The organism is Neobacillus sp. WH10, assembly GCF_030123405.1.
Classification (GTDB): domain Bacteria; phylum Bacillota; class Bacilli; order Bacillales; family Cytobacillaceae; genus Neobacillus.
In genome coordinates this window covers 4,008,530-4,027,158 of sequence record NZ_CP126110.1, presented here as the reverse complement: position 1 = coordinate 4,027,158, position 18,629 = coordinate 4,008,530, and the positions used below count along the sequence as shown (strand labels likewise).

The window sequence follows — 18,629 nt, the reverse complement described above, 5'->3', positions numbered from 1 at the left end:
AGGAATAAGATGTTTGTCGATCAAGTCAAAATTTATGTAAAAGGCGGGGACGGCGGCAATGGTATGGTCGCGTTTCGTCGTGAAAAATATGTTCCAAATGGCGGTCCTGCTGGCGGGGACGGCGGAAAAGGTGCCAGTGTCGTTTTTGAGGTAAACGAAGGGCTGAGAACGTTAATGGATTTTCGCTATAAGCGCCATTTTAAGGCGGATCGTGGTGAGCATGGCATGTCCAAGGGACAGCATGGAAGAGGCTCTAAGGATATGATTGTTAAGGTACCCCCTGGAACGGTGGTTATGGATGCAGAAACAAAAGAGGTCATTGCTGATTTAGTTGAGCACGGGCAGCAGGCTGTCATAGCTAAAGGCGGCCGTGGCGGCCGTGGAAATACCCGTTTCGCCACACCGTCAAATCCGGCACCGGAGATTGCTGAAAATGGTGAGCCGGGCCAAGAGCGTGATGTTATTCTGGAATTAAAGCTTTTGGCTGATGTTGGTCTCGTTGGTTTCCCAAGTGTAGGGAAGTCTACCTTATTGTCTGTTGTCTCATCGGCAAAACCGAAAATCGCTGAGTACCATTTTACGACGATTGTTCCGAATCTTGGTATGGTGGAAACAGAGGACGGCAGAAGTTTTGTTATGGCTGACCTGCCGGGATTAATTGAAGGGGCAAGTGAAGGTGTAGGTCTTGGCCATCAATTTTTACGACATATTGAACGGACGAGAGTTATCGTCCATGTTATTGATATGGCAGCGACAGAAGGCAGGGACCCATTTGAGGATTACCTGACCATCAATCGTGAATTAAAAGAGTATAATCTAAGATTGACCGAGCGTCCGCAAATAATTGTTGCGAATAAAATGGATATGCCTGATGCAGAAGAAAACCTGCAAAAGTTTAAAGAGCAGCTTGAAGAGGATTATCCTATATTCCCTATCTCAGCTTTATCCCGTAAAGGTCTGCGTGAATTATTATTCGCTGTGGCCGATAAATTAGAGGAAACACCAGAGTTTCCACTTGAGCATGAAGAAGAGGATACCGGTATTCATCGTGTTCTTTACAAACATGAGGCAGACCCTGAAAACTTCACGATTACAAGAGAGCCAGATGGTTCGTTTGTCCTCTCAGGTGAAAAACTCGAAAGATTATTTAAGATGACAGACTTTTCACGTGAAGAATCTGTCCGCCGTTTCTCCCGACAGCTTCGCGGTCTTGGCGTAGATGATGCTTTAAGACAACGAGGGGCAAAAGATGGAGATATCGTAAAATTATTAGAGTTCGAATTTGAGTTCATTGAGTAGTTTGTAGGAAAAAGGGCGGAGCGGCGCAAAAACGAATTAGTACATCCAATCGTGGTTTTACGAGGCAAAATAAGAGAAGCCTTGCACTAATCACACCGCCTTTTTTTATGGCAGGCTAGTTCTTTGAATAATTTTAGTTCGAAGTAGATGGTGGCATGAATCCCTTTTATGTTTTGTAAGAGAATGAGGTAGAGTGAAAATGGATAATTTTGATAAAAAATATTATTTGGTCCGTGAGGATGTTTTGCCGGAAGCGATGAAGAAAACGATTGATGTGAAAGACATGCTTGAAAGGGGCAAGGCTGAATCGATTGCAGATGCCGTTCAAAAGGTAGATTTGAGCAGAAGTGCCTTTTACAAATACAGGGATACCGTGTTTCCTTTTTCAACGATCCAAAAGGAAAAAATCATCTCACTCTTCTTTCATTTGGAAGATCGCTCCGGGACACTGTCAAAATTGTTAAGTGTCGTAGCGGCGTCAGGTTGTAATGTCTTAACGATTCACCAAACGATACCGCTACAAGGCAGAGCAAATGTGACATTGTCATTAAACACATCGAATATCACAACAGAGCTCGACGATTTACTTGCAAACTTACAAAGACTTGAATTTGTCGAGAAGGTTGAGGTGCTGGGAACTGGTGCATAGTGGACTTTTATCCGCTGGAGCCTGCTCTCAGCTTTCTTTTTAAATAAATGTGATGCAAAATTTTGAAAAATAGCAATAGTGCTGAACAAGCGCTTGCTCATTTATATTAGGAGAGTGGGGAAGCAATGAAAGTTGGTTTCTTAGGACCAAAAGCAACTTTTACCGAACTCGCAGTAAAAAAGGTATTTCATGGATACGAGCTTGAGCCGTATCGCACAATTCCTGAAAGTATAGATGCTATTGTTGATAAAAAAGTAGATTTAGCAGTAGTTCCAGTTGAGAATGCCCTCGAAGGCTCAGTAAATATAACCCTTGATTATTTAACCCATGTCGTTCAAATTCCGATTGTTGGCGAAATTACGCTTCCAATCAAGCAGCATTTGATGGTTCATCCTGCAAATAAGGAAAGATGGCAAGAGGTAAGCATGGTGTTCAGCCATTCCCATGCTATTGCCCAGTGCCATAAGTTCCTGCATACCCATTTTAAAGGAGTGCCAATCGATAGTGTTTCGTCTACAGCGGCAGCTGCAAAGATGGTGATGGAAAACCCTGAAATGACTGCAGCGGCGATTGCCAATGAATTAGCGGCCAAGGAATACGGATTAGAAATCGTGCAAAAAAATATTCATGATTTTGATTATAATCATACAAGCTTTTTTGTTCTGTCAGAACAAAACTTAGATTTTGAGTCGATTAGCGGTTCAGCGCATTACAAAACGACGCTCATGGTTACCCTCCCATCTGATCAGGCTGGTGCTCTCCATCAGGTGTTATCTGCCTTTGCTTGGAGAAAATTAAACCTTTCTAAAATTGAATCCAGGCCAATGAAAACAGGTATCGGTAATTACTTTTTCATTATTGACCTTGAAATGAAGCTCGATGAAGTATTGATTCCTGGTGCAATTGCTGAACTGGAGGCATTAGGCTGCGGTGTGAAGGTTTTAGGAAGTTATCCTTCCAAGATGGTGGATTTTGAAAAATAAATGGATGCCAGATTTTTACCCAATAATCAAAAAAGACCCGGTGCTATCCGGGTCATTATTATGATTCAAGCAATATGCCTTCCGCCTTTAATGCGGATTCAGCTTTATTGAGAGCCTGTTCAGTAGTGGCTGAAATGGTATGTAGATGGAAGCCGCCTGTTAACTCCGATAGTAATGAGGCTTGTGTTGTTTCCAATCTTTTTAAAAATTGCTTTACTTCCTGGCGGTTAGAAACCATAATCGATGCAGTTAAATCGCCGTAAACCGCATGTTCAATTTTTACATCCTTCACTAAAACGCCGTGATCCACTAATAAATTTAGTTCCTTTTCTGTATCTTTTGGAGTATGCATGCAAGCAATCGTTCTTTCAAATACTGGCATGCTGGAACTCTGCTTTAAATAAATGTAGCCTTGGCTTGTGGCAATAATCGGTTCATTTTTTGCCTTTAGAAGCGTGATATCCCCTACAATCACTTGTCTACTTACATTGGTTTGCTCGGCTAAATCGCTCCCAGTAATTGGAGTACTGCTTTCTTTTAGCAATTGTAAAATAAATTTTCTCCGATCTTCCCCAAGAATCTTTTTTTGTTCCATATGTAAAAACCGCTCCTTACAGTAAGCATAATACCCAATATTAACATACTGCTACTAAAAATAAAACTTACTCAAAGGTGCAGGTTAATCGTAAATTCCGTTATGCCTAACATATTTATTAAAAAAATAGCATAAGTTTTTTTGAAGAATGTTAGCACTTTGCCCATTTTCACATACACTATATGGACTTATGCCATAGGAGGGAAATCAGAGTGAAGATCCATATCGTACAGAAAGGGGATACTCTTTGGAAAATCGCCAAGAAGTACGGCGTGAATTTTGAAGAGCTGAAAAAGATGAATTCACAGCTCAGCAACCCTGATATGATTATGCCCGGTATGAAAATAAAGGTTCCAACCTCTGGGGGATCCGTAAAAAAAGAAGGGACAATCAATATAGGAGTAAAAAAGGAAGTGCCCATTGCTGAGCACCCGTTTGCCAAAGCGAAGCCTAAGGAAATGCCTATTAAAGAAATGCCGTTAAAGGAGGTACCGAAAAAGGAAGTACCTATTAAAGAAGTGCCGATAAAGGAGGTACCAAAAAAGGAAGTACCTATTAAAGAAATGCCAATAAAGGAAGTACCGAAAAAAGAAGCGCCTATCATCAAAGAAGCACCTATCATCAAAGAAGCACCAAAAGCACCCTATACTCCGAAAATGCCTCTACAAGTAGTCCCAGAAATTGATGTTAGTAATTATTATATGACAAACATGGCCAATATGACCGTGCAGCCGAATCTGCCGCCAAAACCTGCAAATATCCTACCAAAGAAGGAAATTCCAATTCCGGCGCCACTGCCTGTACAGGAAGCACCTTGTGAGATGCCCCAGGAATATTGTGTCCCTGTCACACCAGTAATGCCAGGGCCTGGGTTCTGCCCGCCATTTGGCGGTTTCCCGGTACCACCTATGATGCCATATTCACAAGGAATGGCAATGGTTCCGCCGCCGGGTATGATTCATGGTACTCCAGGCGTCGCTCCAACCGTGGCTGGTACATCAGTCATGCCTGGACAATTTTTCCATGATGAATCGTCATCATTTATGCTGCAAATGCCAGTTGTAAATCCAGCGTACAACCCGGGAGCTGTGATGGGTGCTCAAGGCACTGTATTTCAGCAGCCAATGATGGATTCAGGATATGGACAGATGCCAGCAGGATATAGTCAGATGCCAACAAGTTACAGTGAAATGCCTGCAGGATACGGACAGCAGATGCCAGCAGGATATAGTCAAATGCCAACAAGCTACAGTGAAATGCCTGCAGGATACGGACAGCAGATGCCAGCAGGATATAGTCAGATGCCAACAAGTTACAGTGAAATGCCTGCAGGATACGGACAGCAGATGCCAGCAGGATATAGTCAGATGCCAACAAGTTACAGTGAAATGCCTGCAGGATACGGACAGCAGATGCCGGCAGGATATAGTCAGATGCCAACAAGTTACAGTGAAGTACCAGCGGGATACGGACAAATGCCAACGGGATATCCAGCATCCGCACCGACCGGTTACCCTGGGGCAGGACCTGGTATGGGAGGCTCCCCATACGGTTATCCCCAAATGGGAGCGCCAGGACAACAAGTAATGGGAGGATATGGTTTTGAATCGTCAGATATGGTCGCACCTGTTTCCTATGATCAAATGCCATTCATGCAGGGCCGTTCATCTCAGGGGCTGCCTGTAGGAACAGGTGCAATGGTTGACTGCGGCTGTGGATCGAAGACTTCTTTGGATGTCATGCAACCTGCTGCCGCGGCACCAAATGCTGTACCGACAAACTTTGTCCCACCGACACCGCCAATATACAGTGCCCCCTATACAGGACCTGTCAATGTTGCCCAGCCCCCATATATGAATCCATATGGAATGGGGCCAGTCGGTACAAATCCTTACGGTATGCCAGGTTACAGTGATGAAAGCATTTAATACTTCATTAAACAAAAAAGGGGACGATGATTATTTTAATCGTCTCCTCTCTTATTTTCAGTTGCAGTTTTTTGAAAAAATTGTCCAATTTAAACCAATACGAAATTTAGTTTTTTTATTAAAAACCGCTAAACATACCTACATTATGAAAGGATATCATAAAAATAGCAGGCTTAGGCTTCAAGAAGCGTTTACAGCTACTCTAAAAAAAGAGGGGTTTTTAAAAACATATTTGTTTTTAGCTCCCCCAGTGAAAGAACAGCTTTTTTTTGAAGGAACCTACTTTGGCTGTATCGAGTACATTGCTCCCAATAAAACACCCTTTTCTTTTCATACACAAAAGAATCGTCAAGAGGGGATTGAGCTTTTAGAACATTTTCATCAGATTACAGCGTCTTTTGAATACCGTTATCGAACTTTGCTCCCAAAAGGTCATTTAAAAGAAAAATGGAGGGAGAGGCTCCATATTTTTTCAAATAACCTTCCCTTTCTACGATATTTTATGAATGAACCATTTATCTCAGAAATGATATCATGGGCCGATTGGTCACTGATGGGTATGGAAAAGCATGGCAGCTTTTTTCGAAATGAGCCTTTTGCTATCCTTCATGGTGATGTGGCCCATCATAATTTTTTACGTGACAGGAAAGGAAGCTTACATTTAATTGATTTTGATTTAATCAGCATCGGACCCCCGTCATTCGATTATTTACAATATGCTAACAGGATTCTGCCCCACATCGACTGGTCATTTAAAAAGCTTGCAAGTTTAAAGCAAATAAAAAAATATTTATCAGAAGAGGCCTTTTTGTATGCCTTAGCTTATCCTGCCGATATTTTTCGAGAATGGAATCGATTAATTCGAGAAAAATCGTATAATGATCAAGCAAAGCTTAATCAAGTACTGGAACTTTCCATCAGTCAGTTTTACGCTAGAAAAAAATTTATTGATCAATTACAGGAATTATTAAAATAATTATGGCTGGAAAAGGGGCGGAGCACAACAATTGTAAATCAGCATGTCCAATCAAAGTAATAAATATATTTTTTTTGTGATGAACAAGGTGAAATCTAGGTCTGTTAACACCGTCTTTATTTTGTTAGGCTGGATTTTTTAATGAGTTGAAGTTCCATGTTGGATTGGTGATTAATGGCATATAAGTCAAGCGAATGAAATGGCCATGATAATTGCACCCTATAAATGAGCATGTAATGCATGCTCAGATTGTTTTGAGGGGGTTTTTCGCTTGAATAAGAAACAGTGGATGATTCCTCTTTCCGCATTCTTGATGTTAGGTGCTGCGGGATGTACAAGTGATAATAATCGTGCAGGAGTAAATGAAAACAGCAATCCAGCACGACCAATTGGGTATTATTCCAATGAAAATCACCCGAACAATGGAAATGAGTTATTGAGGGATAATGATGGTGCGATAACTGAAATGATGGATCATAGTTTCGGGGAAGAGGATCAGGTTATTAACGAACAAAATAGAAAGCAGCAGCAGACTAGAGACGAAAATGGGAATCCCAAAAATCCAACAACCCCGTTAGCAAAAAAGGATCAAAACTTTTTCCAACGAGACAATCGTTTTAGTATGAGTGATATGAATTATCACGGTCATTTGAGTACAAATATGGGAAACACTGGAGTTGCTACAAATCCAAATTTCCAGGACGATTTTTCCAATAAAATTAGAAACAAAGTAGCAGCAATTGATAATGTCCAGGATGTAAGGTCAGTAGCATACGGAAATACAGTCATTGTTTCGGTGAATTTATATGATACGAATAAAGCAGCTGATACAAAGAGAGCCATAAAGAATGCGGTGAAGCCTTACGCAATGGGACGAACAGTAACTGTTATTACGGATGAGGGAACCCTCGGCCGTGACCGCAACATTCATAATGATTTTCAGCGTAACAAAGGAGGACGGTAATCCTCTTTCACTCGAAAAAGGGCAAAGCACTCGAGGCTTTGCCTCTCTTTTTTTAATAATCTCATTCGGATTAAAAAGGCAGAAGAAGGCTAAACTAGAACTGAAAAGAATGTTAAATCTTTAACAATAAGAGGTGAGTAACATGAGGGTTAATGAGTTAGCAATGTACCGGTTTGGATTAGCCGTATTTGCTGTTATTCTCTTCATGTTTATTGGTAGAGCACCAGGAATGATAATGACAGGCTCTGCTGCACAACAGGGTAACCACCAAATGCCCCAGCCACTAAACATGACGGTTATTTTGGAAAGGGTCTATCTTGATGGAGAATTAAGTCAGGAAGTAGTCCAAGAGACATGTTGGTCAATGGAGAGTTTTTGGGCTAAATATGACCAGTGGCAGTTTACAGATATTAATGGATCGACGTTTGTATTTAGAAAACAAGTTGATGATATATCACCATTGCTGAAAGCAAATGGATTTTTTGGTGTTACTGAAGACGGTATACTGACCATTTTTAATGGAAGGCCTGGTCAATCACGAATTATTCAATCTTTTTTTCAAATAGATATCAAGAAGCTCGAAAGTAAAATACAAGAAGAGCTGATTCAAGGCATCCCAATTAAATCAAAAGATCATTATGTTGAAGTATTAGAAACATTTAAGCCTTATTCGTTAAAAAAAGAATAGGACGACCCCGAATCAGACTGATTTTGAAATTCAGCCTGATTTTTTTTGTAATTTTCCTAGGCAAAGCACTTTTTTTATTCTTTATTCAAGGTTATCAGCGGATTTAGAGGAGATGTTAGCGAATTAGAAATTTATCAGCGAATCGGCAAGACTGAATAATTTGACTTTTCATATAGGGACGATTTTCTTCAACTACTTTCATTACTTATGATAAAATGAAAGACAGCATGAATTTCACAGCAGGTCCATCCAATGTGGGGTTCAAACTAGAGGAGAGAATACGATTGTATGAATTTATAAAAGGAACCGTCGAATTTGTTGGTCCAGAATATATTGTCATTGAAAATAATGGCATTGGCTATCAAATCTCAACACCAAACCCGTTTATATATGCTGGTAAGATGGAAACAATAATAACAATCTATACTTATCATTACGTTCGAGAAGACATCATGGCACTCTACGGCTTTGAAACAAGAGAAGAGAAAAGACTTTTTACAAAATTATTAAATGTTTCCGGAATTGGGCCAAAAGGGGCGCTCGCCATTCTTGCTTCCGGTGAAGTACAGCAGGTGGTCCAAGCGATAGAAAACGAAGATGAAAGCTTCCTGGTAAAATTCCCTGGTGTTGGGAAAAAAACAGCTCGGCAAATGATTCTTGACTTAAAAGGGAAACTACAGGATATTGTGCCCGATTACTTCCCGAATCTATTTAATGCCGACCAGTTTCCCGTACATACACAAGCCACTAATTCGGCCTTTGACGAAGCTATCCTTGCCCTGAAGGCCCTTGGCTATTCAGAAAAAGAGATTAAAAAGATTTCACCTGAGATAAGGAAAGAACAGCTGTCAACCGACCAATACATAAAAAAAGCCCTGCAGCGGCTTTTAAAATAGGTGATGATTTATGGAAGAGCGGATTATTTCTAGTGAAGTGAACGAAAGCGAGATAAGCATTGAACAAAGCCTTCGACCGCAAACCTTAAGGCAATATATTGGGCAGAATCAGGTGAAGGAAAATCTCGAAATTTTTATTAAGGCAGCAAAACTTCGGAAGGAAACGTTAGACCATGTGCTCCTTTACGGGCCGCCTGGATTAGGGAAGACAACTCTAGCTTGCATTATTGCCAATGAAATGGGCGTCAACATTCGGACAACCTCAGGACCGGCCATTGAAAGACCCGGCGATTTAGCTGCAATTCTAACGGCGCTAGAGCCTGGGGACGTGTTATTTATTGATGAGATTCACAGGCTGCCGCGGACAATTGAAGAGGTACTGTATCCGGCGATGGAGGATTTTTGCCTTGATATCGTGATTGGCAAAGGCCCCAGTGCCCGGTCTGTCCGCCTCGACCTCCCGCCGTTTACTCTTGTCGGTGCGACAACAAGGGCGGGATCCTTATCAGCCCCTCTACGGGATCGATTTGGAGTTTTGAGCAGGCTCGAGTATTATAAAGAAGATCAGTTAAAACATATTGTCATAAGAACGGCTGATCTGTTTGAGACGGAAATTGATGAACCTTCAGCTGCTGAAATTGCCAGGAGAGCAAGGGGAACCCCGAGGATTGCTAATCGGCTTCTCCGCAGGGTGAGAGATTTTGCTCAAGTAAAGGGAAATGGTACAATTAACCTTGTCCTTGCAAAGGAAGCTCTTGAACTGTTGCAGGTTGATCGTCTTGGTCTTGATCATATCGATCACAAACTATTAAAAGGAATAGTTGAAAAATTCCGCGGCGGCCCTGTTGGCTTAGATACAATTGCAGCATCTATTGGCGAAGAAGCCGAAACTATTGAAGATGTTTATGAACCATATTTACTGCAAATCGGCTTTTTACAGCGCACCCCAAGGGGAAGAGTAGTAACAGCTGCAGTTTATCACCATTTTGGGATGGAAATACCTTCTCCATGATAATTTTATTACAGATTAGGATGTCATAAGATGAAAGTAGACTTGTTTGATTTTCATTTGCCTGAAGAATTAATTGCCCAAGTCCCGCTTAAAAATCGCGCAGAAAGCCGATTGATGGTGCTGGATAAAAAAACAGGTGAGATTAAGCATGAAGTGTTTAAAGAGATAACCAAGTATTTGCGTGAAGGGGATTGCCTTGTCTTAAATGATACCAAGGTATTGCCTGCACGCCTTTTTGGTGTGAAAAAAGATACCGGTGCCAAAATTGAAGTCCTTTTGTTAAAACAGCTTGAAGGCGACAAGTGGGAAACACTCGTGAAACCGGCAAAGCGAGTGAAGGAAGGAACCGAAATTGAATTTGGTGATGGCCTTCTCACAGCAGTTTGTACGGGGACATCAGACCATGGCGGCAGAGTATTAGATTTTAAATACGAAGGTATATTTTACGAGGTGCTTAACCAATTAGGTGAAATGCCGCTGCCTCCATACATAAAAGAGCAGCTTGATGACCGGGATCGCTATCAGACAGTCTATGCCCGCGAACCTGGTTCAGCCGCAGCCCCTACAGCAGGGCTTCATTTTACGGAGCCATTATTGGAAGAGATAAAAGACATGGGTGTCCATATCGCCTTTATCACGCTGCATGTTGGGCTTGGTACTTTTCGGCCTGTAAGTGTTGATGATGTACTAGAGCATGATATGCACTCTGAATTTTATACAGTAACAGACGAGACGGCCCACTTGCTGAACGAAGTAAGAGATAAGGGCGGGAGAATCATTACTGTTGGGACAACTTCAACGAGAACATTGGAAACAATTGCCTCACAAAATGATGGACAGTTCACCGAGGGCAGCGGCTGGACAAGTATTTTTATTTATCCAGGGTATGAATTTAAAGCAATCAATGGTATGATTACCAATTTCCATTTGCCAAAATCAACCTTGATTATGCTTGTTAGTGCTTTAGCAGGAAGAGAAAATATTCTGCACGCCTACAACACAGCTGTTGAGGAGCGCTATCGCTTCTTCAGCTTTGGCGATGCCATGTTCATCATCTAGGGTAGGGAAAAGGAGCGAAGCGCCGCAAAAGGGAATCTTTATATCCAATTGATGCTGTAAATATACATTTTGCTCACTCGTTTGTAGTGAAGTCTAGCTCTGCACACACCGCCTTTATTGGCAAGGATGGTTCTTTGAATAAAATTCCGTTGTAAATGGTGTCGTGAAACACTATTTATGTTTTGCATAAGGAAGGAGACAACAATTTGACTGCGATTCGCTATGAATTAATTAAAACATGTAAACAAACGGGTGCCCGGCTTGGGCGCGTCCATACACCGCACGGCTCCTTTGATACCCCAGCCTTCATGCCGGTTGGAACCCTTGCGACCGTAAAAACGATGTCGCCGGAAGATTTAAAAGAAATGGGTGCCGGGATCATATTAAGCAATACATATCATTTGTGGCTTCGCCCTGGACATGAGATTATTAGAGAAGCAGGCGGTCTTCATAAATTTATGAACTGGGACCGGGCGATCTTAACGGATTCGGGAGGATTCCAGGTATTCAGTTTAAGTGAATTCCGTAAGATTGAAGAAGAAGGGGTTCATTTCCGCAATCATATGAGCGGTGAGAAGTTATTTTTATCGCCGGAAAAGGCGATGGAAATCCAGAATGCCCTTGGTTCTGATATTATGATGGCCTTTGATGAGTGCCCTCCATATCCGGCCACTTTTGATTATATGAAGAAGTCTGTCAAGCGGACATCCAGATGGGCTGAGCGCTGTTTAAATGCGCATCAGCGCCCTGAAGACCAAGGTTTATTTGGGATCGTCCAAGGAGGAGAATATGAGGAACTCCGTAAACAAAGTGCGAGGGACCTTACTTCTCTTGATTTCCCTGGATATGCTGTAGGAGGCTTATCTGTCGGTGAACCAAAGGATATAATGAATCGAATGCTTGAGTTCACAACACCGCTACTGCCGACAAATAAACCAAGGTATTTAATGGGAGTGGGTTCTCCCGACTCGTTAATTGATGGCTCAATTCGAGGAATCGATATGTTTGACTGTGTTCTGCCAACACGTATAGCCAGAAATGGTACATTAATGACAAGCAATGGTCGTCTTGTTGTGAAGAATGCCCAATATGCGAGAGATTTTGGGCCGCTGGATCCAGAATGCGATTGCTACACATGCCGAAATTATAGCAGGGCCTATATCCGGCACTTGATTAAATGCGATGAAACATTTGGAATTCGTTTAACGTCTTACCATAATCTTTATTTTCTGTTAAGATTAATGGAGAAAGTCAGACAAGCCATTATGGAAGACCGGCTTGGTGATTTCCGTGAAGAGTTTTTTGAACGTTATGGTTTTAACAAACCGAACGCGAAAAATTTCTAATAGAACCATTTTGAAAGGAGGGAAACAAGATGCAAGGTTTGGGTACAATCATTCCATTAATATTAATGTTTGTATTATTTTATTTCCTATTAATTCGCCCGCAGCAAAAACGCCAAAAAGCAGTTGCACAAATGCAAAACGAATTGAAAAAGGGTGATAAAATCGTCACGATTGGTGGTTTACATGGTTTTATCGATTCAATCGATGATAATAAAGTCGTAATTAAATGTGGAGACGGCAGCCGTCTTACATATGACCGTAATGCCATTCGTGAAGTTACTGAGGCTGGTGCCGGTGAAGGCGTAAGTCTTTCAAAGTAAAAAGAAAAGCGGAAGCATCTGTTTAACGGTGCTTGTGCTAGACATTCATCGAAGTTCAATTTCGATTATGAAAAAAAGGAAGCCACCATATGGCTTCCTTTTTCTATGCTGATCGCCGGGAGTTATTCGTTGCGATATTAACCCCTAAAATTCCACCCATCATTGCTATTAAAGTATAGCAGGTATGATAAATAACTTGCTCCGCGTTAAACAAACGATCATAGCCAAGGTATTGAAACAAGAATACAACAAATGAATAAATCAGCCCCGTTAATCCGCCAATTAGCCAGCCTCTTTCTTTCCGTTTACCTCCGGAAAGAAAACCGCCTCCAAATAGCCCAATGAATGATAAGGCTGTAATGACATATTGAAGAGATCCTTCCCGAGCAGATGTAAACCTAAGGATTAACCCAAAAATAAGGCTGCATATTACAGCAAAAGCAAAAATAAAAGTTAATCCGTACAAAATGGATGTACCAAAGCTTTTCGATTCGATTTTAACTCTCCCCCTTCAGTGCTTGTAGGCCGGCAGGATCGTTCTTCATTTTTCTGTAATGCTGGCCTTGCATACAAGTTTCTTTCCTAGTACAAGCGTATTCATGGAACGGAAAAAGTAGAATTAATTTTTCGATACTTTTAACATTAAAAGAATTGTTTGGTATATAATTCCTCTAATTTTTCTTTCAAGAATGTAAATAATATTTTGGAATGAAAAAAAGGGGCGGACAGCTGTGGCAGATTATATAACGATAGTAGCTCGAACAATTTTATTTTATTTACTCATCCTGGTCATATTCCGCTTAATGGGAAAGAGGGAAATTGGAGAACTAAGCATCCTTGATCTTGTTGTATTTATCATGATTGGCGAACTAGCGGTCGTTGCCATTGAAAGACCGAATGTCAAGATATTTCATGCAATATTACCGATGGTTATATTAATGATTATCCAATTAATAATGGCGATAATTTCATTAAAGAGCAAAAAATTTCGGGATCTTGTCGAGGGTAGGCCCAGCATTATCATAAACAGGGGAAAAATTGACGAAGTGGCGATGCGGAAGCAGCGTTATAATTTCGACGATTTAATGACCCAATTACGAGAAAAAGACATTCGCAGTATTGCAGATGTCGAGTTTGCCATTCTGGAATCGTCAGGAAGCTTATCTGTCATTGAAAAAGTAGAGGACCCAAAAAAGCCAAAGAATCCAAGTAAGAATGGTGATATTACGATTCCATTAATTTTAGATGGTAATATTGAGGAAGAAAATTTGAAAAGAATCAACAAAACAAACTTGTGGCTTCGTCAAGAATTGAAAAAAAGGGGATATAGGGATATAAAAAGAATTTCCTTTTGTAGCTTTGAAAACGAGAGGTTCTTCATTGATTTAAAGGATGAAAACTAAGAAGACACGCCATTCGGCATGTCTTCTTTTTAAAATGAAAACAGGTTTCCAATCCATGGAATTCGTTTAAGCTCATCTTTTTTAATTAGACGGAATACAACCAACATAAGGAAATAGGAAATGGACATTACGAGTATTGCAGTTAATGTTCTTAAAGCTAGGGGTCCATTTAAGGAGATATTCTTAAAGATCCAAAAGCCTAACCAACCCGATACCCCCATAGCTAGAAATCCCTTTAAATAATCACGTATATAAAATGAAAAGGCAACTTTTTTCATTACAGTTGCAAAGTGGAGACCCGTTACGAGCACAAAGCCGACGATAATCCCGAGCGCTGCTCCGATAATCCCGAACGAGGGCTGGGAGGCGAGTAAAAAAATCACCGCCGTTTTAACAACTGCTCCAATAAGGCTATTAATCATCGCAGCTCTCGCAAGGTTTAATGCCTGTAAAACTGCTTGCAGCGGACCTTGATAATAATAAAACAAAAAGAATGGTGCCATAATACGGATAAGATATGAACCCTTTGTTGAACCGTACATGAGCTGCATGAGCGGGTCTGCTAATACATAAAGGACAATTACAGCAAGTCCACCTGTTAAAAAAACAAAACGCAATGCTTGCTGCAAACGGTATTCAATCAATTTATGGTTGTTTCTTGTAATAGCCTCACTGATTGCTGGAACAAGTGATGTGGATAATGAAAAAGTAACGAATGAAGGCAGCATTAATAACGGCATCGCGTAGCCGGTTAAGGCTCCATATTGTTTTGTTGCATTTACTGCGATTACCCCTGCAAGGGCTAAGCTGTGGGCAACAACAATCGGTTCAAAAAACCAGGCGATCGAACCAATCATCCTGCTTCCCATTGTTGGCAGTGCAATCTCCATTAATTCGTTGAATGTTCTCTTTCCTTTTTGAACGAATTGAAAGAAATTTTTTCTGAGCTTAAACCGCTTTTTCAATTTAAATGTGGTTAATAGATAAACGAGCGAAAGTAATTCACCCAAAACAGAAGCTGCCATTGCCGCTGCAGCTGCAAATTCAACCCCATGTGGGAGAAATGTTTTTGTCGCTGTTGCGATTAAAGTTATTCTTACAATCTGCTCTAAAATCTGTGAAATAGCTGATGGACGCATGTTTTGCCGTCCTTGGAAATAACCTCTTAAAACAGAAGAAACGGCGATAATCGGTATTGCTGGTGCAATCGCTATTAATGGATAATATGTCCTTGGATCGGTGAACAGTGTAGTTGATAGGATTGGTGCAAGTAAAATTAATGCAGGCGTTATAATGATTGATAAGCCAATCGTTATCGCGAGGGAAACGACAAGGATTTTTTTAATTTCAGCATAATTCTTTCTTGCTTCCGCCTCGGCAATATTTTTAGAGATGGCCACCGGAAGTCCTAACTGTGTGATCGTTACCACAAGAATAAACGTAGGATATGCCATCATATATAAGCCGACGCCATCTTCACCAATGCTGCGTGCAAGGACAATTCGATAAATAAAGCCAAGAACTCGTGTAATGAAGCCGGCTGCTAATAGGATAACAGTCCCTTTTAAAAACTTTGACATGCTGTTTCCCACCTTCTCAAAAAAGAAGAATTCATTTACAATTAACTATATGCCTAATGGTGGACAAAGCATGACAAGTAGTAAAAGCTTTTTGCAAAGGTTTAATTAATTGGGAGATTTCCCAGGGGAGGCAGTTTAAAATGGAGGTTAGTCACACATACGAACATTATCGTACCCATGTACAGCCAGCACTAGCAAGTAAGCTTGCAGAATTTCACTTGTTGGGTTATGATTCTGTAACTGAAAAAGAGCTTTGGGAATTCTTAATCAAGAAAAAGTGGAAAAGGGAAAAGGAAGAAAAACGGCTTTACGAATTAATCCAAGAAATTCTCTCTGTAAAGGTGAGTGATTTCATCAGCTTCGCGACGATTGAGGCATATAAAACTGCCGACTTTTCCTTTGATGATGAAGATGAATTGAAAGAGTTGTTGAAATAATCCTACCTTTTTCAAATTGACAGTAATTCCTACTTATTTCATAATGTAATCAGTGACTTTTTAATTTTTTTACGATAAGGCTAGTCTGTAACAGTGCAATTGGACAGGCACTAAGGAGGAACAATACATAATGGTAAAGCGCAGTAGAATTATTGCTTTCTTTCTTGTGGTCCTAATATTAGGGGGCACAATGGGAGCAACAACCAAGAACATTTTAAACAATATTAAGCTTGGACTGGACCTTCAAGGTGGATTTGAGGTTTTGTACGAGGTTCAGGCTAAAAAAGGTCAAAAAATTGATAAGGAAGTGTTGGCAAATACAGCTGAAGCCCTCGATAAGCGGATTAACGTCCTTGGTGTAAGTGAACCCAACATCCAAATCGAAGGGACTGACCGAATTCGTGTTCAGCTCGCTGGGGTCACTGACCAAAACAAGGCACGTGAAATGTTGTCTACACAGGCAAATTTAACATTCCGTGACGCTAATGACCGTCTAATGATGGACGGGTCAGACTTAAAGCAAGGCGGGGCAAAACAAACTTTTGATGAAAAAGGTGCTCCAAGCGTTTCGTTGACATTAAAAGATGCTAATAAATTCCGTAAAGTTTCAGAAGAAATTATGAACATGGCACCAAACAATGAGCTTGTTATTTGGCTTGATTTTGAAGAAGGAAAAGACTCCTTTAAAACGGAAGTAACAAAACCAAATCCCAAATTTTTATCAGCTCCAACTGTAAGGCAAATATTTAATCAAGATACGGTTTCGATTGTCGGCAGCTTTACTGCGCAAGAGGCTAAAACCTTAGCTAATCTTTTAAATGCCGGGTCATTACCTGTAAAGCTGAAGGAAGTATACTCTACTTCTGTCGGAGCAAAATTTGGTGAACAAGCATTAAATGATACGATATTGGCCGGTATTATCGGTGTCGCAATCATTTATCTATTTATGCTTTTCTATTATCGTTTTCCTGGTTTCATCGCCACTGTTACGTTATCCATTTATATTTATCTTGTCCTCTTAATATTTGACTGGATGAACGGAGTCCTGACCCTGCCGGGTATCGCCGCGATTATCCTCGGGGTCGGGATGGCCGTCGATGCCAACATTATTACCTATGAACGGATTAGAGAAGAGCTTAAAGTGGGTAAATCGATTAAAGCGGCCTTTCTGGCAGGTGAAAAAAATGCCTTTTCATCGATTCTTGACTCTAACCTAACGACACTCTTGACTGCAGGTGTGCTTTTCTTCTATGGGACAAGCTCTGTAAAAGGGTTTGCGACAATGTTAATTGTAAGTATTTTAATGAGCTTTTTAACGGCTGTTTTCGGTTCACGCCTATTTTTAGGGCTTTGGGTCCATAGCGGCATCTTTAAAAAGAAGCCAAGCTGGTTTGGTGTCAAACAGTCCGAAATTAGGGACATCGCTGAAAATGTTGATACATTGGATCTGCCAACTCGTTTTGACAAGCTTGATTTTGTGAAACATAGAAAGAAATTTTTCACGATTTCAGGAATTCTACTTACTGTCGGTATAGTGTTGCTTTTTGTCTTTCGTTTAAATTTATCGATTGATTTCACTAGCGGAACACGTGTCGAAATATTATCAAACACTCCGTTGACTGTTCAACAAATTAACAGCTCATTTGATAAGCTTCATCTGAAAACAGATGATGTGGTCATTTCGGGTGAAAAGCAGAATATTGGGGCAGCTCGTTTTGTCGGTGTTCTTTCGAAAAATGAAATTGCTAAGTTGAAATCGGAGTTTCATAAAGAATATGGTTCTGAACCAAACGTTAGCACCGTTTCCCCGACTGTTGGGAAGGAATTAGCGAAAAGTGCCTTTATTGCGCTTTTAATAGCCTCGATCGGGATTATTATTTATGTAAGTTTCCGTTTTGAATTATCTATGGCAATTGCAGCTATAGTGTCTCTGCTCCATGATGCATTCTTTATGGTAGCATTCTTCAGTATTACGAGACTTGAGGTTGATTTAACATTTATCGCAGCTGTGTTAACGATTGTTGGTTATTCAATTAACGATACCATCGTTACCTTTGACCGGATGCGCGAAAATATGCAAAAGAAAAAACGGCTTAAAACAAATGCGGATATTGCTGAGGTATTAAATGTAAGTACCCGCCAAACATTGACTCGCTCTATCAACACCGTCTTAACTGTGTTAATTACTGTAGTGGCACTTGTTATTTTTGGCAGTGAATCGATCCGCAACTTCTCTGTTGCCTTGTTGGTAGGATTATTGGTCGGTGTTTATTCATCCATTTGTATTGCTGGTCCTCTCTGGTATGTATTAAAGACAAAAGAGCTTAAAAAGAAAGGCGTTATTAAAACAGTGAAAGAGAAGAGAAAATACTCTGATCAACCACAGGTGTAAAGAAGAGCGAAGTCTACTAGTCGCTGGGCGCTGGAGCTGGACAGTTATCAAAGTTCTATGTATAAATTCTAAAAAGAAAAACCGCAGATTATCTGCGGTTTT

The 18,629-nt window shown here is 40.7% G+C and carries 17 protein-coding genes and 2 pseudogenes; 15 read left to right on the top strand and 4 right to left on the bottom strand.

Features of this window, described 5'->3' with window-relative positions; translation table 11 throughout:
* Positions 1-9: 9 nt before the first annotated feature.
* The 3 genes from obgE to pheA all read left to right on the top strand — a co-directional run bounded on the left by obgE (position 10) and on the right by pheA (position 2,931).
* Positions 10-1,299, top strand: coding sequence for a GTPase ObgE (gene obgE / locus QNH20_RS19720; RefSeq protein WP_283919670.1), 1,290 nt, complete (start codon positions 10-12; stop codon positions 1,297-1,299).
* A 199-nt stretch (positions 1,300-1,498) separates the two neighbouring features.
* Complete coding sequence (locus QNH20_RS19715) at positions 1,499-1,948, top strand: ACT domain-containing protein (RefSeq protein ID WP_283919669.1); 450 nt, start codon at positions 1,499-1,501, stop codon at positions 1,946-1,948.
* A 125-nt stretch (positions 1,949-2,073) separates the two neighbouring features.
* The gene (gene pheA / locus QNH20_RS19710) at positions 2,074-2,931 is read left to right on the top strand and encodes a prephenate dehydratase (RefSeq protein WP_283919668.1); all 858 of its coding nucleotides are present in this window, start codon (positions 2,074-2,076) and stop codon (positions 2,929-2,931) included.
* A gap of 58 nt (positions 2,932-2,989) precedes the next feature.
* Here pheA and QNH20_RS19705 read toward each other — a convergent pair whose 3' ends face one another.
* A complete protein-coding gene (locus QNH20_RS19705; protein WP_283919667.1) occupies positions 2,990-3,526 on the bottom strand; it encodes a transcription repressor NadR in 537 nt (178 codons plus the stop codon).
* Between the two features lie 182 nt (positions 3,527-3,708).
* Between QNH20_RS19705 and safA the strand changes: the two are divergent.
* Positions 3,709-3,873, top strand: a pseudogene (gene safA, locus QNH20_RS27130) (SafA/ExsA family spore coat assembly protein); the annotation flags it as partial.
* Between the two features lie 185 nt (positions 3,874-4,058).
* On the opposite strand, the pseudogene QNH20_RS27125 reads toward safA, so the two are convergent.
* Positions 4,059-4,130, bottom strand: a pseudogene (locus QNH20_RS27125) (hypothetical protein); the annotation flags it as partial.
* A gap of 1,310 nt (positions 4,131-5,440) precedes the next feature.
* Here QNH20_RS27125 and QNH20_RS19695 point away from each other — a divergent pair.
* The 8 genes from QNH20_RS19695 to yajC all read left to right on the top strand — a co-directional run bounded on the left by QNH20_RS19695 (position 5,441) and on the right by yajC (position 12,715).
* Positions 5,441-6,430: a phosphotransferase gene (locus QNH20_RS19695; protein ID WP_283919665.1), complete on the top strand. Its 990-nt coding sequence runs from the start codon at positions 5,441-5,443 to the stop codon at positions 6,428-6,430.
* Positions 6,431-6,701: 271 nt separating this feature from the next.
* The gene (locus tag QNH20_RS19690; protein ID WP_283919664.1) at positions 6,702-7,394 is read left to right on the top strand and encodes a YhcN/YlaJ family sporulation lipoprotein; all 693 of its coding nucleotides are present in this window, start codon (positions 6,702-6,704) and stop codon (positions 7,392-7,394) included.
* A 142-nt stretch (positions 7,395-7,536) separates the two neighbouring features.
* Positions 7,537-8,082 carry an intercompartmental signaling factor BofC gene (locus QNH20_RS19685; RefSeq protein WP_283919663.1) on the top strand — a complete coding sequence of 182 codons (546 nt, stop codon included), beginning with the start codon at positions 7,537-7,539 and terminating at the stop codon, positions 8,080-8,082.
* A gap of 284 nt (positions 8,083-8,366) precedes the next feature.
* Positions 8,367-8,978: a Holliday junction branch migration protein RuvA gene (gene ruvA, locus QNH20_RS19680; RefSeq protein WP_283919662.1), complete on the top strand. Its 612-nt coding sequence runs from the start codon at positions 8,367-8,369 to the stop codon at positions 8,976-8,978.
* Between the two features lie 10 nt (positions 8,979-8,988).
* Positions 8,989-9,990, top strand: coding sequence for a Holliday junction branch migration DNA helicase RuvB (ruvB, locus tag QNH20_RS19675; protein ID WP_283919661.1), 1,002 nt, complete (start codon positions 8,989-8,991; stop codon positions 9,988-9,990).
* Between the two features lie 30 nt (positions 9,991-10,020).
* Positions 10,021-11,049, top strand: a complete 1,029-nt coding sequence (queA, locus tag QNH20_RS19670) for a tRNA preQ1(34) S-adenosylmethionine ribosyltransferase-isomerase QueA (RefSeq protein WP_283919660.1) — start codon at positions 10,021-10,023, stop codon at positions 11,047-11,049.
* A 206-nt stretch (positions 11,050-11,255) separates the two neighbouring features.
* Positions 11,256-12,395, top strand: coding sequence for a tRNA guanosine(34) transglycosylase Tgt (gene tgt / locus QNH20_RS19665; protein ID WP_283919659.1), 1,140 nt, complete (start codon positions 11,256-11,258; stop codon positions 12,393-12,395).
* Positions 12,396-12,424: 29 nt separating this feature from the next.
* Positions 12,425-12,715, top strand: coding sequence for a preprotein translocase subunit YajC (gene yajC, locus QNH20_RS19660; RefSeq protein WP_283919658.1), 291 nt, complete (start codon positions 12,425-12,427; stop codon positions 12,713-12,715).
* Between the two features lie 103 nt (positions 12,716-12,818).
* On the opposite strand, the gene QNH20_RS19655 is transcribed toward yajC, so the two are convergent.
* The gene (locus QNH20_RS19655; RefSeq protein ID WP_283919657.1) at positions 12,819-13,181 is read right to left on the bottom strand and encodes a TIGR04086 family membrane protein; all 363 of its coding nucleotides are present in this window, start codon (positions 13,179-13,181) and stop codon (positions 12,819-12,821) included.
* Positions 13,182-13,446: 265 nt separating this feature from the next.
* On the opposite strand from QNH20_RS19655, the gene QNH20_RS19650 reads away from it, so the two are divergent.
* Complete coding sequence (locus tag QNH20_RS19650; RefSeq protein ID WP_283919656.1) at positions 13,447-14,118, top strand: DUF421 domain-containing protein; 672 nt, start codon at positions 13,447-13,449, stop codon at positions 14,116-14,118.
* Between the two features lie 29 nt (positions 14,119-14,147).
* On the opposite strand, the gene spoVB is transcribed toward QNH20_RS19650, so the two are convergent.
* Positions 14,148-15,698 (bottom strand): stage V sporulation protein B, encoded by a 1,551-nt coding sequence (gene spoVB, locus QNH20_RS19645; protein ID WP_283919655.1) that lies wholly within the window; start codon positions 15,696-15,698, stop codon positions 14,148-14,150.
* 140 nt (positions 15,699-15,838) lie between these two features.
* Between spoVB and QNH20_RS19640 the strand changes: the two genes are divergently transcribed.
* Positions 15,839-16,135: a post-transcriptional regulator gene (locus QNH20_RS19640; RefSeq protein WP_283919654.1), complete on the top strand. Its 297-nt coding sequence runs from the start codon at positions 15,839-15,841 to the stop codon at positions 16,133-16,135.
* Positions 16,136-16,265: 130 nt separating this feature from the next.
* A complete protein-coding gene (secDF, locus tag QNH20_RS19635; RefSeq protein WP_283919653.1) occupies positions 16,266-18,527 on the top strand; it encodes a protein translocase subunit SecDF in 2,262 nt (753 codons plus the stop codon).
* The last annotated feature ends 102 nt before the right edge of the window (positions 18,528-18,629 follow it).

Coding starts and splice junctions, on each gene's coding strand:
- QNH20_RS19640 (WP_283919654.1), top strand. CDS start 15,839: ATGGAGGTTAGTCACACATACGAACATTATCGTACCCATGTACAGCCA.
- spoVB (WP_283919655.1), bottom strand. CDS start 15,698: ATGTCAAAGTTTTTAAAAGGGACTGTTATCCTATTAGCAGCCGGCTTC.
- ruvB (WP_283919661.1), top strand. CDS start 8,989: ATGGAAGAGCGGATTATTTCTAGTGAAGTGAACGAAAGCGAGATAAGC.
- obgE (WP_283919670.1), top strand. CDS start 10: ATGTTTGTCGATCAAGTCAAAATTTATGTAAAAGGCGGGGACGGCGGC.
- QNH20_RS19705 (WP_283919667.1), bottom strand. CDS start 3,526: ATGGAACAAAAAAAGATTCTTGGGGAAGATCGGAGAAAATTTATTTTA.
- queA (WP_283919660.1), top strand. CDS start 10,021: ATGAAAGTAGACTTGTTTGATTTTCATTTGCCTGAAGAATTAATTGCC.
- QNH20_RS19685 (WP_283919663.1), top strand. CDS start 7,537: ATGAGGGTTAATGAGTTAGCAATGTACCGGTTTGGATTAGCCGTATTT.
- QNH20_RS19715 (WP_283919669.1), top strand. CDS start 1,499: ATGGATAATTTTGATAAAAAATATTATTTGGTCCGTGAGGATGTTTTG.
- secDF (WP_283919653.1), top strand. CDS start 16,266: ATGGTAAAGCGCAGTAGAATTATTGCTTTCTTTCTTGTGGTCCTAATA.
- pheA (WP_283919668.1), top strand. CDS start 2,074: ATGAAAGTTGGTTTCTTAGGACCAAAAGCAACTTTTACCGAACTCGCA.
- QNH20_RS19695 (WP_283919665.1), top strand. CDS start 5,441: ATGAAAGCATTTAATACTTCATTAAACAAAAAAGGGGACGATGATTAT.
- yajC (WP_283919658.1), top strand. CDS start 12,425: ATGCAAGGTTTGGGTACAATCATTCCATTAATATTAATGTTTGTATTA.